This is a genomic window from Alicyclobacillus acidoterrestris, assembly GCF_022674245.1.
GTDB classification, from domain to species: Bacteria; Bacillota; Bacilli; order Alicyclobacillales; family Alicyclobacillaceae; genus Alicyclobacillus; species Alicyclobacillus acidoterrestris.
In genome coordinates this window covers 1,134,012-1,151,259 of sequence record NZ_CP080467.1, presented here as the reverse complement: position 1 = coordinate 1,151,259, position 17,248 = coordinate 1,134,012, and the positions used below count along the sequence as shown (strand labels likewise).

Sequence of the window (17,248 nt, the reverse complement as noted above, 5' to 3'; positions counted from 1 at the left end):
TTTGACCATTGAGCCTTGCGATGAATAAATCAAGCATGACTATCTCAAAATCAACCATCGAACAAAGGGTTGCGGCGTGTGAACACCACACCTCGACCGACAACAGCCAAACGGGCGAGCAAAACTTGGCTCGACACCAGAGTGGTTATGAATCGCTTCGGCAAATTATCTGTCAGTTCTTCGTGGATATGCCGTGGTCGTCGCCATTTTTCGCCCTATTACTAGACGCCAACAACGTCATTCTCGACGTCATCGAACCGCGTGGAGGACTGTCCCAACTGAAACATCTGCTGCAAAAGCAGATTGGGCAGCCCTATCGAGTCAGTGCGACGTCGGCGCATGTGCCCGTCGGCTCCGTACAGCCTGTGTGCTTATTCGACCTTGGGAACGACTGGTGGAGCGCCGCCGCTGAGTTCATCCAACCGGTTGCCTTGGCGCATTTCAAGTTGATTCTCTCGATCCCTAAAACGTACGACGAAGCGCATCTACACAGCATGTTGGGAACGGCGGTGTACGCGATTGAGCGGATGTGTTCGCTTGACGTGATGCATGCAGGCGGACGCTGCGCTCCGGACAAAGGCGAAAAACTGGAAAATCAGTTAACCGAATTTGAAAAGAACCGCTCCCTCGCCTCTCTCAGCGCGGGCATCGCACACGAAATTCGCAATCCGCTCACGACTGCCCGCGGGTTTCTGCAACTATTCGAGCAGCGTTGCGAACCCGAGGACAAAGAGTTTGTCGAGTTGACGATTCGCGAGTTGGACAGAATTCACACGCTTTTGCAGGACTTTATGGGGATGGCCCGCCCGGATGACGAATCACTCGAATTCGTCGACATCCGCGACGTGACCTACTCGGTCTATCAATTTTTGCGCCCGGAGGCAAGCCTGTGCGGGGTTCTATTGAATTACAAAGTTCCCTCGACCTGCGTTTACCTCTCCGTACAGGAAAACCGCATCAAGCAAGTGCTGATCAACTTGTTGCAAAACGCCGTCCACGCCTGCGACAAAGATGGCGTCGTCGATATTGTACTGCAGGAGTTCGCTGATCACGTCACCATCACCATCCGCGACAACGGCTGTGGTATCTCCGACATGCACCACCTGTTCCGCCCGTTTCAGACGACGAAGTCAAATGGGACAGGCCTCGGAATGTTCGTCAGCAAGCACATCATCGAAGCGCACCGCGGCCACCTTCAGGTCGACTCCACCGTAGGCGAAGGGACGACGGTGACGGTGTACCTGCCGAGATCGTGAGATTAGACACCTGACACTCGTATGACGACATTTGCTTCGCGGCTGCGCTCGCGAATTCACTGAACCGATCTTACCCTTCCAAGAAAACGACAAACGGGGCCGTCCCGGCAGCCGTCTTGCGACGGACTTCCCAGACAGCCCCCATTTTCCTCGCATCCTTCAGCCGAGATACGATGCCGATTCCCTCTTCACACAAGCGGCACCAGACCCTTGACCCATCCGAACGCGCCTTATTGAATGAGCGACGCCAACTCGTCGACCAACTTGTCGAACTCGCGCAACGCTTCTTGCACAGGTTCTGGCGACGCCATGTCGACACCCGCTTTGCGCAGCAGTTCGATGGAGTAATCGGAACTGCCGGAGGAGAGGAACGACAGGTAGTCTTTCACAGCCGCATCGCCTTCCGTCAAAATGCGACGCGACAGCGCGATGGCCGCCGAGATACCCGTCGCGTACTTATAGACGTAAAACGGCGTATAGAAGTGCGGTATCCGCATCCACTCGTAGGCAATCTGCTCGTTGACATTGCATGCCGCGCCAAAAAACGCCTGATTCAGCCCGTAGTACGTTTCATCCAACCATTCGGTGGTCAGGGCGCCGCCCTCTTCGACGCGTTCGTGCGTCAGTTTTTCGAACTCAGCGAACATCGTCTGCCGATACAGCGTCCCGCGAATCGTCTCTAACTGATGGTTGATAAGATACGCGCGTTTGGTCTTGTCATCCGTTGTCTTGAGCAAGTAGTCGAGCAACAGTGCTTCGTTGCAAGTCGACGCCACTTCCGCGACGAAAATCGTGTAATCGGAATAGACGTATGGCTGCGTCTTGCGCGAGAAGTAACTATGCATCGAGTGCCCCAACTCGTGGGCGAGTGTGAACATGTTGTCGAGCGAATCGTGATAATTCAACAGCATGTACGGGTGCGTGCCGTACGCCCCCCAAGAGTAAGCCCCACTGCGCTTGCCCTTGTTCTCATAGACATCGACCCAACCGCTGTTCAGGCCACTTTCGGCGATGTTGCGATAATCCTCACCAAGCACTTGAACCGCTTTGAGGACCGTCTGTTTCGCGTCCTCGTACGGGACCTTCCAGTCGATGTCCTGTACCATCGGGGTGTAGAGATCGTACATTTGAAGGTCGCTTAGGCCCAACACTTTCGCCCGCAGCTTCAGATATTTGTGCAGCGACGGGAGAAATTCGTGTACGGTGTCGACCAGATTGTCGTAAACCGCAATCGGTACATTGTCCGAGTGCAAAGACGCCGCACGGGCAGATGGAAAATTGCGCACACGTGCATTGACGACGCCTCGTTTGACGTTGGCGGAATAAATCGCGCTCACCGTGTTGCGGTGCTTCGCATATGTCGCATAGACGGCTTCAAACGCATTTTTGCGCACGTCGCGGTTCTTACTTTCAAGCAGTTGAATATAGCGGCCGTGCGTGATTTCCACTTCTTCGCCGTCTTCGTCGCGAATCGTTGGGAAAACCATATCCGCATTGTTGAACATCGAGAAAATCTCACTCGGCGCATGCAGCACCTCGCCAAACGACGCTAACAGCTGTTCCTGTTCCGGGCTTAAGACGTGCTCTTTCTCCCGCGTGATTTCCTGCAACGCAAACCGATACAACTGCAGATCTTTGTTCTCAGCGAGCATCGCCTGCAGTTTCGCCTCGTCAATGGCGAGAATTTCCGGCGTGAAGAACGCCATTGCCGCTTGCACCTTCACCAGCAAGCTAAATGCCCTGTCTTGCAAAGCCTGCGCCTCGGCGTTCGACGTGTCCTCATCCAGGTGCATTTTGGCATACACATACAGCTTACCGGATACCTGGCCAATTTCGTCGTCCAGCCGGAAAGCCTGAAGCAACTTGTCACTCGACTCACTTAAGGTTCCTTGCATGGCCGTAAATTCGGCGAGCAACTGCTCCAGTTTCTCTGCGTCTTTTTCCCACGCTTCTTGGCTCGGATAAATCGCGGCGAGATCCCACTTGTATTTGTCGTCGATTTCGTCCCGCGACCGCACCTTCTTGGCGTTGTCCGCATCTGCCTTTTCAAGTGGTTGTAATCTCACCCAGTTCCATCTCAGCATCTAGACACCCTCCTCGTCTTCATTCGTTATTGCTCAGCTGTCTGCGCGTATGCCATCTGCTCTGGCGTGAAGGCGCCCGGCAACAATTCGCCAACTGTCGTGCGCAGCGTATCCCCGCGCACATTCGCGAGCACGACGGGGGTGCTTGGCTTGCAGAATTCGGCCAACACTTGGCGACAAGCGCCACACGGTGCGACCGGTTCAGGCGAATCCGCGACGACCGCCACAGCCGTGATCTCGACCTTCTCCTCCGTTCGTGAGCTCATCAAGCGAAACACCGCGCTGCGTTCCGCGCAGTTGGTCAAGCCAAAAGACGCGTTCTCGATATTCGCGCCCTGTACGACACGCCCGTCCGCTGTTCGCAGCGCTGCACCGACGGCGAATTTCGAATACGGAACATACGCTTTGCTGCGCGCTTCCATCGCCGCTTGCAGCAACTCCGCTTCCCAAGCATCCGCCATATCCGCCTCTCCATCGCGAATGTAGCCAAGGACAAGGGCCGGTTTCTCCACCTGTGATTCCTGCTGGACAATCACATCGGCCAACTCCGCGATACAAGCATCGGCAGCTGCTTCCGTGCTGGCGTGTACTTCGAGTAAGACATCGTCCTCGTCCACAAAATCGCCAATGCCGACGCGCACGACAATACCCACCGCGGGATTAATGACATCATCCTTAGTCGCCCGTCCAGCACCCAGGCGCATGGCCGCTTCGCCAAAGCGCAACGCTGGCAGACCAGCAATGTAGCCGCGACGGCGCGCGCGCATCTCCTTCACGACGGGGGCTTGTGGTAGTTTTTCCGGGTGATAAACGATTGATCCGTCCCCGCCCTGCGCCTCGACGAATTCTTCGAACTTTTTGAGTGCAGATCCATCCCGAAGTGCAGCCTCGAGTTTTTGTCTGGCCTCTTCCTGGGTGGTCGCGACACCGGCCAACACAGCCATCTCTGCACCAAGCGTGAGACACACCTCGGTCAGGTCGTCCGGTCCCTCGTGGCGCAGCGTGGCAATCGCCTCTTTGACCTCAAGCGCGTTGCCGATATTGTGCCCGAGCGGCTCCTCCATGCTGGATAGCACCGCTACCGTCTGCCGACCTGCGCGATTGCCAATGCCGACCATCGTGCGCGCCAAGCGCTCAGCGTCCGCCTGTGTCTTCATGAACGCACCGTCGCCAACCTTCACGTCGAGCACAATCGCGTCGGCGCCACTGGCCAGCTTCTTACTCATAATGGAACTCGCGATAAGCGGAATCGACTCGACCGTGGCCGTCACGTCCCGCAACGCGTAAATGCGTTTATCCGCAGGCGCTAAGTCGCCCGTCTGCCCTGCCACCGCAACACCGATGCGCTTGACCTGCGCCATGAACGCATCTGTTGAAAGGGCTGTCTGAAAGCCCGGAATCGACTCGAGTTTATCGATTGTGCCACCGGTATGCCCTAAACCGCGCCCTGACATTTTTGCAACAGGAACGCCAATCGCGGCGAGCATCGGCGCAAGCACCAGTGTGGTCTTATCGCCCACGCCGCCTGTACTATGTTTATCTACTTTTACTCCGGGAATGTCACTTAGGTCTAACTGATCTCCAGAAGCCGCCATCAATTGCGTAAAATCAGTCATTTCTTGCGTGTTCATCCCTTGCCATACAACGGCCATCAAAAACGCACTCATCTGATAGTCTGGCACGTCCCCGCGAAGGTACCCATCTACGAGTTCGTGCATTTCATCCTTTGTCAAGGCAAGACCACGGCGTTTTTTATCAATGACATCAACAGCCCGCATGCTTGCGCCTCCTCCGAGTCATGGAGTCAACAAACCATTTTCGCAGCGCGAATCATCGGAGCAAAATCACCCGGAAACAGGTGCTCCATAGCCCTGGTTTGTTGCGCTTGTGGTCTGATGGTAGCATAATCTTCCTGCCAACGCGATTTTGAGTCGCAATTGATGTACAAATGGTACACTATCTATGAGTTTGTGTGGCCAGAAGTTGGGCTACACATGCACGCTGACAAGCCGGAGTGAAGCCTCTTTGAACGGACGAAAAACGATATTTCTCACGTTTGTATTTCGCGGTCTGTCCGCTGTGTTGACCTTTGCAACCAGCGTCATTACTGCTCGTTACCTCCTCTATCCCGGAGACCGAGGTGACTTTCAACGCTCGACCACCTATGCAACGAGCGGTCAACGCTTTGCCGGTGGTTATTCGAATTACTTTTCTCGCTCTCTCCCGCGCCGCCCAGAAGAAGGCACACAAATTGTGCAAATGGGCAACTTTGTGATGTTTCTGTTTAGTATTCTCGTCTGGATTGTGGCAGGTCTTATCATCTGGTTCGGCCACCCGTCGACGATTCTGCTATTCAGTCTCATCGGTATGCCACTCACCTTTTTGTTCGGCTACGGGAGCCGCTTGCTCAATGCGCTAAATGCCATTCAAGAGCTGAACATAGCCAACATCCTGCAGGCCGTGGCATTTCTCATCATCTATCTGGGGTACATTCTGTTTCACCGTCATACAGGTGAGCACGCGCGTCTATTGTGGACTTACCAGATCTGGATCATCTCTTGGGCTATCTCTGTCGTGGCCACGCTGATTGCAGTTTATCGCCACATGAACTGGGGCGAAAGCCTGAAGTGGAAATGGCACAGCAAAGAGTGGAAGGCGTTTCTGGGATTTGGCACGTGGTCCTCTCTCGCCTTATTGTCTGGCTATGTAAACCTACGCATCGATTTCTGGATGATCGGCTGGGTTCTTCCATACGACGACGCGACACGGCGCATGATTTCCGTGTACGGCATCGCTGTGTCTGCCGCCGAAATTCTCATCACGCTGAGCCAATCCATTTCGACGGTCGTCTTTCGCCGAATGTCGGCCAGCAGTGACGACGAAGCGGGTCTCGTCACCGAAAACGCGTCCCGTCAGACGCTCATCACGTCCATCATCACCGCCTTCGGCCTCGCCATCCTGATGCCTGTCCTGGTACTCGTGTATGGCGTTCACAAATACGGCGGTTCGGTGGGACCATTTTATATTCTCCTGCCCGGGCTGGTTCTGAAGACGGTGTCGACACTCATTTCACAGTACTTCACGAACTCGAAGGGCAAGCCTGTGACGCTGCTTATCGTCAACATGCTGATGATTGCACTCAACGCACTCATCTGCCTTGTCCTGATTCCGCTTCTCGGCATGTACGGCGCGTCTATCTCGTCGACCATCGCGTATACGGCAGAATTGCTCACCTACGTGTTCTGGTACGCACGCACATCAGGGCGCAAAGGCCGCGACCTGCTCTACATTCGCAAGGATGATTTGCGTCCCTACGCCGAAATGACGCTGGGTGTTCTTCGCCGCGCAAAACGCTTGCGCCGGGGCTAACGCTCGGGCACAAGATAAAACCGCAGAAAACAACTTCCCTGACGCGTGGTCACACCAATCAAGGCAGACACATGCCTGCCTTGACCGGTTGACCACTAGCAACAATTTTATGATTACGAAGCGAAAACAGGGTCTTTGAGATCTTCCAATTTGACCATGGAGTCCTCGGCAACTTCCTTGTGCAAGCTGTTGCCGTGGGCGTCCATCGTGACAATGGCCGGGAACCCTTCGACTTCGAGATGCCACATCGCTTCGGGAACGCCGAACTCCTCGATGAGATCGACCCCTTTTACTGCCTTGACGCAGTTCGCGTAGAACTGTGCGGCACCACCGATGGCATTCAAATAAACGGCGCCTGATTTTTTCAGACCGTCCGAAGTTTTTTGTCCCATACCGCCTTTACCGATGACCGCCCGAATGCCAAACTTCTCAATAATGTCCGCCTGGTAAGGCTCCTCGCGGGAACTCGTCGTCGGACCGGCAGCCTTGACGTGCCATGTCCCATCGTCATCCTGCAGCATCACCGGACCACAGTGATAAATAATCCCGCCATTGAGATTCACCGGGGCGTCGTGCTTCATCAAATACTTGTGAATTTCGTCACGGCCAGTGTGCATCTCACCCTTGATGAGGACGACATCGCCGACCTTCAAAGAACGGATTTGCTCTTCTGAAATCGGCGCCTGCAAGACAATTGCGCCATCCGTCGAAAACGCATTCTCTGGACGCTGCAATTTTTCCTCATAGTCGCGATAGAGCCACTGTTTGATCTCGCCCGTCGCCGGATCTAACACCACACCTAAGCGGCGGAACGCCCAACAATTGTACGCGACAGATACGTAGAAGCTGGCCGGAATGCGGTTGCGCACACCAATTTTGCAGCCCAGCAGGGTCACCTTGCCGCCGAAGCCCATCGTCCCAATTTCGAGGCGATTGGCCGTCTCCATGATGTAATTTTCGAGTTCGGCGAGCGTCTCATTCGGATTGACGTCGTCGAGCGGACGGAATAGTTGCTCCTTGGCAAGATCATAACCGGAGGTCCTGTCACCGCCGATACCGACACCGATGAAACCAGCGCTACAGCCTTGTCCCTGCGCCTGATATACTGCGTGCAAGATACACTTGCGCACACCTTCCAAATCGCGACCTGCACGGCCTAGACCCGGAAGCTCCGTCGGCAACGCGTACTGAATGTTCTTATTTTCGCAGCCGCCGCCTTTGAGAATCAGCTTGACCTCGACGTCATCGCGCTCCCACTGGTGAAAATGGACGACAGGTACACCTTCACCCAGATTGTTGCCGGTGTTTTTGCCCGTCAGCGGATCGACCGAGTTGGGACGGAGCTTCCCAAGCTTAGTCGCTTCGACGATAGCTTCCTCAATGTCCCGCTGAAACTGAATCTGATTGAACCCGACCGGACAGTGGACGATAAACGTCGGCATACCGGTGTCCTGACAAATAGGTTGCACGTCCTCCTCTGCGGAGACAATGTTGTCCACGATGGTATTGAGCGCTAGCGCCGCCCGTGAACCGAATTCCTCTTGAATCTGCGCCTTTTTAATCGCCCGGCGCACGTCTGGAGGCAAGTTCGTCGACGTCTCCGTGATGAGTTGTAGCAAGCTGTCCTTTGCTGCCACAAAAATTCCTCCTCTCGCAATTCCCAATTGCGAACACAATCCATAAAAATTATAGCACGATCCGTCCGCAATTCATCGCGCTCCACCCCCATCCCCCTCATTTTGCCAGACAGCGCATACTCGCCGATCACCCGTGGCATCTGTTCGGCGCGGCGGCATAGGTCACAAGCCAACGTCGTGAAAAAGCACCCTACCGAAACACGGCAGGGTGCTTTTTAGCACTCTTCTCGGATGAAATTCGCTTACAAATCGGCAAGTCGCCTGTCTTTGCGGATGAGATCCGACCAGGTTTCCCGCTCCACGACGACTGTTGCCACGCCATCCCGAGCGAATACCACAGCGGGTTTTGGGATGCGATTGTAATGGCTCGCCATACTGTAGTTGTACGCGCCCGTCGCAAACACGGCGAGGATATCGTCCGGTTTGGGGTTCGGCAATTCCGCATCCCAAATGAGCATATCGCCGCTCTCGCAGCACTTACCGGCTACCGACCACGTGTCCTCCGGCTCGGCATCGGCGCGATTTGCGTACACCGCGTGATACTTGGCGCCGTAAAGCGCAAGTCTTGGATTGTCCGTCATGCCGCCATCAACCGCCAGATAATTCCGAATCCCCGGGATTCGCTTTTGGCTGCCAATCTGATATAACGTGGTGCCTGCTGGCCCTGCGATACTGCGGCCCGGTTCAATCCACAGCGTGGGGAAATCCAATTCTCTAGCTTCGAAGGTTTGACGCGTCGCCGCAATGATGGCGGAGAGCGTCTCTGCCACCGGCGGCGCGTCTTCGTCCGTATAGCGAATGCCAAAGCCGCCGCCGACGTTGAGCACCGTCAACGGGAGGTCTAGTTCGCGCACGCCGTACTGATACAAGTCCGCGAGTCGCTCCACGGCGACGACGAAGCCGTCGACATCGAAAATTTGCGATCCGATATGCGAATGCAATCCCACACACCGCAAATTTTCGGCGTCCGCCAGTTGGCGCAAGGCCATATGGGCTTGGTCACTGGCGAGATCGAACCCGAATTTGCTGTCCTGTCCGCCAGTCGCAATAAATTCGTGCGTATGCGCCTCGACGCCAGGCGCGACGCGAATGAGGACATCGACGATGCGATTCGATTTTGCAGCGATGTCCTGCAGGAGGGCGATTTCAAAGAAATTGTCGACGATAATCGCGCCAATCCCCACGTCGACAGCAAATCCCAACTCGTCGGGCGTCTTGTTGTTACCGTGTAAGTGGATGGCGCTAGCGGGTACCCCACTCTCGAGTGCCGTATAGAGTTCCCCGCCAGAAACGACGTCTATGCCACAGCCCTCCTGATAGACCAACTGACACATAGCCATCGTACAAAAAGCCTTACTGGCATACGATATCTGATAAGGCACGCCTGCGCGGCGAAACACCTCGTGAAACGCTTGAATCGTCGTGCGAATGAGCTTTTCGTCATAGACAATCAAGGGCGTCCCGTACGATTTGGCCAGTTCTACTGCATCACAGCCCCCGATATACAAATGATGATTGTCGCCAATTTGCATACGCGCCGGCAGAAATGCACCAGCCCGAACCGCCGTTTGCTCCTCAAATGCCATCTCTCTTCGCTCCCTCGCTGCTCCTCACAATATCTCTTTTCTTTAATGCACTACTATACCACAGTAAGGTGGGCCTGCATACGGTCAGTTATCTGGAAAGCGCTGATGGCGCTGTCCTGTCGATGACACAGAACGCAGAACACAGACGTGCGTGCGATTGCCCCACGGATACGCGATGTGGCGAGTGCTCGCATAAGGAACGCAAATTCGTCAAACGCTAACCTTGACAAATCCAGGTTCCCCGAAGGAGGGTGAAGGGATATGCGGTGGAGCGCAATTGACTGGATAGCCTGGGTGCTAATGCTCATCGGCGGTCTGAACTGGGGATTGGTTGGTTTTTTCAATTATAACCTCGTAGATGCGCTGTTCGGTCCAATGTCCGGCCTGAGCCGAACCATCTACGCTGTCGTCGGCCTTGGCGCCTTGTGGCAGCTCATTTCGATCATCGCCAAATCCGGCACAGGCACGCGAAGCGACGCCTGACCGAATCCTCGCAAAAACAGGCTGATTCGTGGCGATGCGCCTCAATCAGCCTGTTTTTACATCGTATCGAACTCACACAAATTTCGTTTGTGGATCCTCCGAATGAACCAATTCAGCAATCGTATTGTCCGGGTTCATAAATGCTACCTTCGGCGTGAAGTCCTTCAGTTCGTCCTCCGACAACATGGCGAATGCCATGATGATGACGAGGTCCCCTGGCTGAACCAAGCGTGCGGCGGCGCCATTGGCGCAAATCTGCCCACTGCCAGCTTCCCCCTCAATCGCGTACGTCTCGAACCGCTCTCCATTGTTGTTATTGACGACGAGCACCTTCTCGTTCGGAAGAATGTCCACTGCTTTTAATAAATCCGAATCAATCGTGATACTGCCTACGTAATTCAAGTCGGCTTCCGTAACCGTCGCCCGGTGAATTTTTGATTTCATCATTGTTCTAAACATCTGTCCAAATGCGCCCCTTCGTGGATCACGCAGCTACTCCGCATTCCACAAATCAGTAGAACGCCAAATCATCGGCTGTCCTCCGACAGCAAGTATACAGCGCCAATTCTCATCCGCCAATCGGTACAAGTGGCTTCACCAGTATTTTACACCCGATGAAATGACGTTTACGCAGGGCGTATGTCACGCGTTTTCACTGCACGGGGATACCCATGTGACCATCCATTTTCACGCGTTGATACCAATTCAAAAAGCCTGTTTCTAACGTTCTGCGGATCACCGATTCTGAAAATGCACCTTGGAATACCACTCGTTCATCCGTCCAGTCTGCCCAAAGTCCATTTTGATTCGGCATTTGCTCCCACTTGCCATCGGTCACGGAAACCTGAACGCCGTTTGCTGTCCAAGTGGTCTTGACAATGAACCGCGGCGTATTGAAGTGCGCGTCGAAAAATCCTGCTACGAGCCCTGGACTCTGTCCGCCAGTCACCGTTACCTGCACATCGTTGTCTGCGCCAACCAGCTCCTCTGCCAATTGGCGCAGCATGGCTTCCATCGCCTGCTGATCTTTGGTCGGTGGTAATGTCGTCTCCGGATTCGTTGCCCCCTGCTGCAACCGCATCGCAGCCGTCATCTTGATCTCGGCAATCGCCTGTTGCAAATCCTCCATTTCATCCGCTCCTTTTTACTGGAAGATTGTCCACTTGCACACGAAATCATGCTTCCGAAATCCTCCACTGTACAGTTTGTGGATTGACAACCACCCATCGCGCGTCTATTCTAAATTCACATTTTATTCGAGAGGAGTGCGAACAGCGTGAAGCCATGTGCCCGGCAGTATTACGTACTTCAATTTGGACCTGCAGTGGCGTTCAACGGGATTCGTCTGCCCTTTTTCGGCGACTCCGGCTGTTCGCGCGCTTAGCGGTCCCCCTCGCAGAGTAGCGCATCCAGTTTTCGTCGTCGCGTCAGGGCAAGTCATCGACGTCGACTCAACGAAATGGAGGATGCTCCCTTGCAAACATCTCATTCCAAGTCCTTGTACCGCCGCAATATCACACTACTGTACTTATTCCAGGTGACTTCACACCTATGGTTTGACGGTGCGCTGTGGGTGATTTATTGGGAACATCGCGGATTAAATTTGTTCGTGATAGGCCTGCTTGAAGCACTGTTACACCTGGTGTCACTCTTGCTGGACATCCCGATGGGCATACTCGCGGATAAAATCGGCTGGAAATATTCGCTCTTTCTGAGCGGTATCGCGGGCACCATGTATTGCGCGTTATCGCTCCTCTCATATGTCACCCTAGGCGCCTTTAGCGCCTTCGTATTTCGCGGGGTTCAAATCACCCTCGCCAATGGAAGCGACATGGCGCTCACTTATGAAACGGCCCTATCTAGCGGCGATGTGAATCGCTATCAGTCCCTTAGCGGTCGCCTCTATGCCACGCAAATTTTGGCACTTGGCCTGGCAGAAGGACTCGGGGGGTGGTTGGGTGGATGGAACTGGACGGCCGTCTATGGCTTGTTCGCCATCGCCAATCTTATCAGCGCTACATGTAGCCTATTTCTGTGCACACCACGTCCCAAGGATTCGAAGTCGTCGGCGCACACCCTGGCGGCAGCTGCGCCGTCCTTGCTGAACATGTTGATGACATCTGCGCGATTCGCCGTCAAAAATAGCACATATCGCCGATGGATTGCCTTTAGTGCGACGCTCTCAGGATGTATTGCCACGTTTTCCTTCTACGGGCAATCGCTCCTGCATGACGTCGGTTGGTCTACACAATCCGTTGGCATCTTGATGGGCGTAGAGTGTGCGGTGAGTGCATTCGCGTCAGTCACATCGTCCACCATCACCCGAAAACTAAACATTCCGGGCATCGCGATACTCACCGCGAGTGGCCTCGCACTATTCGCCTGGCTTCCGCCAATTTGCAAGGCCTTCGGCTATCTATTGTCACAAGTAATGGGCAGCACGGCTGAGCCGCTCATCGACAAGTCGCTAAACGACCTGCTCCCAGGTTCTCTACGTGCCACATTGCTATCGGGAAACTCGACTGCTTTCTCACTGTTCATGGTCGCTATCTTCCCTCTATTCGGTTACGTGTCGAGCAGGAGTAGCACCATCCAAACCTATCATTGGTGCAGTGGCCTCCTCCTGTTCAGCCTAGTTATCGGCTTCCCGATTTGGTTATGGAAGCGGCGCCGTAAAGCCGCGATACGCCACGCCAAGAAGAGTCAGGGAACTGTGATGTGAGCTGACGATGGGCCGTATCAGCGGCGGACATGGCCGCCGGGCTGTGGGGGGTGTGGCGCTCGGCGGAGGTGTGGCGCGCCTCGGGGCTTTGAGCGACGGGACTTTGAGCAGCGCGCGGGGCGATTAAGGCATGAAAAATGCCCTATTGGTCTCAGATTTCCCGGTCGAAGCGCAATAAGGCCCGTTTTGGGCCTTATTGGCAGCCATGAAGGCCATATCGGGGCCAAAGGCGCCGATTAGGGTATTTTTTCGACCTTATCCGGCGGAATTTCGGTTGATATGTCTTATTAGGACATGCAGGCACGGTCGCCTAGCTTAGCCGCGCTCCGCATCGGCCGGGCAGCCACCGGGCTTGCAGATATTCGATGGCTGAGCGGCGTCCGGGGCGAGGCGCGGGCGGTGCAGCCGAGGGCGACGTGTCGGCCGCCCCCAGATACCTTTGGAGACTATCGATCTGGGTGATGGACCGAAAGCCCGCGGGCCACGCCTCTATTCAGTCAGCTACGGCATCGGAGCGCCCGTTCGTTCGACCTTACTACGCCTGAACGAAACGTTTCTCAGGAAACAAAATGGGCATTAAAATACCTTGGCGGCTTGTTTTGCCCGCTCAATTGCTTCCCGGCGGATGGTATCAGCACGATCCGGATATTGGTCTTGACCCTCGATAAATAAAACGCCGACGTCAGTGATTCCAAGAAATTCACACACCAGGGTGATATATCGATGTCCCATCTCCTCGTCGGCGAGAGGCCCACTTGAGTAAATGCCACCCTGCGATTGAATATGAAACAGCTTCTTGTCCCCAAGCAAACCAATGGGTCCATCTTCCGTGTACGTGAAGGTTTTTCGCGCTACGCATAGCGTATCAATGTACTGTTTCAAAATAGGCGGAAAAAGTTTATTCCACATCGGATTCACAATCACGTACTTATCCGCGCCAATAAATTGATCAACAAGCTCTGTGTGTCGAGCCAACTTCTTCCGTTCATCTTCTGTCAACTCAACTTTCTGCCCCTTTCGGGCCTTTTTCCAGCCCATAAAGACATCTTGGTCGATTGAGGGTACATCCATCTGATACAAATTGAGTTCTATGACCTCATCATTCGGATGCGTGGCTTGATATTCGGTAATAAACGCTCGACCAACGGACAGACAATTCGACTCGTTCTCCTGTGTTTGAGAGAGTGGATGTGCAGTAATGTACAGTACAGTCGCCATTGTACAATGCCTCCTATTCAACAAGCATTTCATCAATGTGTTTGGAAACGTCAGACAAAAACGTGTGAATGACCTGTAGCTCTTCCGACGCATAACGCGAGAAAAAGTCCACAACGCGCTTCTCAGCCTGTGCATGTAAGTCTGCGTGCAGACTCCGAATGCGTTCCCCACGGCTGGTCAGGCGGAAATACAAGTTTTTCTGATTGTCAGGGAGCTGAAAACTCTCAATGTCTCCACGTTGCTTTAACTTGGTGGCAATCTTCGAGATAGCCCCGCGCGTCATGTGCATCCGTTCCGCGATGGAAGTGACATTTGGGTTCTCCATGCTGCCTATGAGATCAATGACATGAATTTCCGACAACTGATACCCATCGGTTAAGCCTAGCTGCTTTTCGTTGAACGCCTCTATCAGGCGCGCCACGTTACGGTCTTTTTCCTGTTCTAAGTGATGCAGGACCACTTCCCACATTTGTGCCACTTCGTCAGGAAGTACCATGAAACATCACCACCTCATATTGATTCCCAGGAAACATAATGCGGGCATTTATGCATATTGTCAAGTCAAACCACGACAAAATCGTGCGCATATCGAATCGCAGAAATGCAACCTGGACATCCGGGATCCAATAAAAAAGTTGCCCCGACTCTGCTATCGAGGCAACTCTGTACTGTAAGCCAAACCATCCACACGCGCATCTTAACTCATTGTCGTAGGCTGCGGGTTCTCGATGGAATCCTTGACTGACGCGTAACTGCTGTCGAGAATTTGGATGTTCGCCTTCTTCGCCAAATCCGCATACAACTGTTGCGGTGACTCGGCGTTCTGTTCCTTTAGCGCCGTCGTGATCTCGCTCTTCGCCTGTGCCAAAGTTGGTGTCTTGGCGGGCGTGATCTTCGTCACTTTAATCAACTCGTAGCCATCGCTGACCTTAATGGGATCACTGACCGCACCCTGACTCAACTTAAACGCCTGCGAAGCAATCTCCGGGTACTGACTCTGCAAGTCAGATTGCGTGAACGATCCCATGGCGCCGCCCTTCGATTTCGTGACACTGTCAATAGAATTCGACTTAGCCAGCGTCGCGAAATCCTTGCCTTGCTTCAACTGGTTTTCTATATCCTGAGCCTTCGACTTCGTCTTGACGACAATATCCGAAATCGACCGCTTTTCCGGTGTCGTCAGGCTGCTCTTGTTTTTGTTGTAGTAGCTCTGAATCTGCTTGTCCGTCACTTTTACCTTACTTTCCGCAAGCTTTTGACCGAGGACTTCAACCTTCAACTGTGTCATCAGCTGATCCTTAGTCATGTGACTTTGCTGCAGCAACTCATTGAGCTGGCTGTCGCTCGTGATGCCATTTTGCTGCTCCAGACCCAGTAAGGCCTGATTGACCTCAGCATCCGATGCCTTGATGTTCTGCTGCTGTGCTGCGTCGAGCACCAATTGATTCGTGATTAATTGCGATAACATACTCGATCCAGCGTACGACTCGGACTCTGCCAACAGCTGTGACCTTGTAATCGGCGTGTTGTCCACTTTCGCCACAACAGCATTTTGATTGTTTGATGCCGAAGTACCATACCAGATGCCCCCAACAATCGCTGCGCCGACCAGCGCACCAATCACGGGCGACAGAACCTTGTTCACTGCAACCAAATTTACTGCCTCCTAAATTCATCTGTTCGTCAGCGTACCAAACTTATATGGAATTTTCATTGAAAATCAAATTCCACACACGTTGAAGCTTACCATGAACGTCAATCTGCTAGGTACCCGCCTAACCCGCTTTTGACCTGACACAAACGTGCCCCTCATGCCATATATGAATGGCGAACAGGAGGTCTCTCATATGCTACACGACGTTTGGTATGCGGCTTGCCAAGCTGCAGATGTCACGACGGATCCAAGGATGGTAACCATTCTCGACCATCCGTACGTGTTATATCGCAGTCACGCCAATCAACTGGTCGCTGTCGACGGCTATTGCCCGCATCGCGGCTGCGACTTATCAATTGGCCATGTGGACAACGGCGAATTGGTTTGTCCGTTTCACGGTTGGCGATTTGATAAAACGGGTCAATGCACACGCATCCCGGCCAACAGGGCCGACACTCCGATTCCAAAGCGATTTCGCCTCACCACGTATCCTGTCCTAGAATGTTCCGGCATGGTATGGATTTATACGGGTAACCAGGATATCAATTCCTCGGAATTACCTACCGCTCGATCTTTTGCGACATTCCCCGAGCTGACCGATGAGAATTGGCGCGGCGTGCCATTCCAGCAAACGTGGAAGGCGCATTTTACGCGGGTGGTGGAGAGCGTAATAGACGTATCTCACCTGCCGTTCGTACATCCGGAAGTCACCGGTACAGACGTCGACCCAACCGTTGATGGTCCGGAGTACCACGTCCGAGAAAACGTGATTGTGATTCACCCTACGCCATTTGCACCATCCCATCCGATGGAGCCAGTACATCCAGAACAGACGTCCACGGCCAAAAGTGAAATCGAGTTGCGTTTCCCCAATCAGTGGATTATCCGAACACCTTTCGGCGATCACGGCATGATGTGCACATTTCTCACGTTCACACCAATCAATGACCACGTCACGCAGATTTTTGGTTTGGCGCTACGCAATTTTGATCACGACGCCCCCTGGCTAGACGATTTTCACATCGACCACACGATACGCGTGATGGAGGAGGATCAGCGAATCATTGAAAGCATTCGCCCGAAGATAGCGCCGTTTGCGCTGCGCGACGAGTGCCATGTGGCATCGGATGTGCCAACCATCCGCTACCGCGTGATGCTCGCGAACGCACTGGAACAACAGTCCACTAGACGTTCGTCCTCTACGCAAATAACGTGTCGGGGAATAGACTAAACGAACGA

14 protein-coding genes are annotated in these 17,248 nt (G+C 53.8%); 5 read left to right on the top strand and 9 right to left on the bottom strand.

All coding sequences use genetic code 11. The features are described 5' to 3' along the window. The first annotated feature begins 8 nt into the window (after positions 1-8). Positions 9-1,256, top strand: coding sequence for a sensor histidine kinase (locus tag K1I37_RS05365; RefSeq protein ID WP_021296908.1), 1,248 nt, complete (start codon positions 9-11; stop codon positions 1,254-1,256). A gap of 230 nt (positions 1,257-1,486) precedes the next feature. On the opposite strand, the gene pepF is transcribed toward K1I37_RS05365, so the two are convergent. Further along, a complete protein-coding gene (gene pepF / locus K1I37_RS05360; protein WP_021296909.1) occupies positions 1,487-3,340 on the bottom strand; it encodes an oligoendopeptidase F in 1,854 nt (617 codons plus the stop codon). A 26-nt stretch (positions 3,341-3,366) separates the two neighbouring features. After that, positions 3,367-5,118, bottom strand: coding sequence for a pyrimidine-nucleoside phosphorylase (locus tag K1I37_RS05350; protein WP_021296910.1), 1,752 nt, complete (start codon positions 5,116-5,118; stop codon positions 3,367-3,369). A 247-nt stretch (positions 5,119-5,365) separates the two neighbouring features. Between K1I37_RS05350 and K1I37_RS05345 the strand changes: the two genes are divergently transcribed. Next, positions 5,366-6,709 carry an MATE family efflux transporter gene (locus K1I37_RS05345; RefSeq protein WP_021296911.1) on the top strand — a complete coding sequence of 448 codons (1,344 nt, stop codon included), beginning with the start codon at positions 5,366-5,368 and terminating at the stop codon, positions 6,707-6,709. 113 nt (positions 6,710-6,822) lie between these two features. Here K1I37_RS05345 and K1I37_RS05340 read toward each other — a convergent pair whose 3' ends face one another. Beyond that, complete coding sequence (locus K1I37_RS05340; RefSeq protein ID WP_021296912.1) at positions 6,823-8,346, bottom strand: fumarate hydratase; 1,524 nt, start codon at positions 8,344-8,346, stop codon at positions 6,823-6,825. A gap of 242 nt (positions 8,347-8,588) precedes the next feature. After that, positions 8,589-9,932, bottom strand: a complete 1,344-nt coding sequence (gene lysA, locus K1I37_RS05335; protein ID WP_021296913.1) for a diaminopimelate decarboxylase — start codon at positions 9,930-9,932, stop codon at positions 8,589-8,591. Positions 9,933-10,193: 261 nt separating this feature from the next. On the opposite strand from lysA, the gene K1I37_RS05330 reads away from it, so the two are divergent. Beyond that, the gene (locus tag K1I37_RS05330) at positions 10,194-10,415 is read left to right on the top strand and encodes a DUF378 domain-containing protein (RefSeq protein ID WP_021296914.1); all 222 of its coding nucleotides are present in this window, start codon (positions 10,194-10,196) and stop codon (positions 10,413-10,415) included. Between the two features lie 72 nt (positions 10,416-10,487). On the opposite strand, the gene panD is transcribed toward K1I37_RS05330, so the two are convergent. Then, positions 10,488-10,874, bottom strand: a complete 387-nt coding sequence (panD, locus tag K1I37_RS05325; protein ID WP_031218803.1) for an aspartate 1-decarboxylase — start codon at positions 10,872-10,874, stop codon at positions 10,488-10,490. Between the two features lie 193 nt (positions 10,875-11,067). After that, the gene (locus K1I37_RS05320) at positions 11,068-11,544 is read right to left on the bottom strand and encodes a hypothetical protein (RefSeq protein WP_021296916.1); all 477 of its coding nucleotides are present in this window, start codon (positions 11,542-11,544) and stop codon (positions 11,068-11,070) included. Between the two features lie 345 nt (positions 11,545-11,889). Here K1I37_RS05320 and K1I37_RS05315 point away from each other — a divergent pair, with 345 nt between their 5' ends. Further along, positions 11,890-13,137 (top strand): MFS transporter, encoded by a 1,248-nt coding sequence (locus K1I37_RS05315; protein ID WP_021296917.1) that lies wholly within the window; start codon positions 11,890-11,892, stop codon positions 13,135-13,137. Positions 13,138-13,713: 576 nt separating this feature from the next. Here K1I37_RS05315 and K1I37_RS05310 read toward each other — a convergent pair. From K1I37_RS05310 to K1I37_RS05300, 3 genes are all read right to left on the bottom strand, one after another. Beyond that, entirely contained in the window at positions 13,714-14,355 is a 642-nt protein-coding gene (locus K1I37_RS05310) for an FMN-dependent NADH-azoreductase (RefSeq protein ID WP_021296918.1), read from the bottom strand. 13 nt (positions 14,356-14,368) lie between these two features. Next, on the bottom strand, positions 14,369-14,851 hold the full coding sequence (locus tag K1I37_RS05305) for a MarR family transcriptional regulator (protein WP_021296919.1): 483 nt from the start codon (positions 14,849-14,851) through the stop codon (positions 14,369-14,371). 201 nt (positions 14,852-15,052) lie between these two features. Next, positions 15,053-16,000 (bottom strand): peptidyl-prolyl cis-trans isomerase, encoded by a 948-nt coding sequence (locus K1I37_RS05300; protein ID WP_031218805.1) that lies wholly within the window; start codon positions 15,998-16,000, stop codon positions 15,053-15,055. 202 nt (positions 16,001-16,202) lie between these two features. Here K1I37_RS05300 and K1I37_RS05295 point away from each other — a divergent pair, with 202 nt between their 5' ends. Next, a complete protein-coding gene (locus K1I37_RS05295; protein ID WP_021296921.1) occupies positions 16,203-17,240 on the top strand; it encodes an aromatic ring-hydroxylating oxygenase subunit alpha in 1,038 nt (345 codons plus the stop codon). The last annotated feature ends 8 nt before the right edge of the window (positions 17,241-17,248 follow it).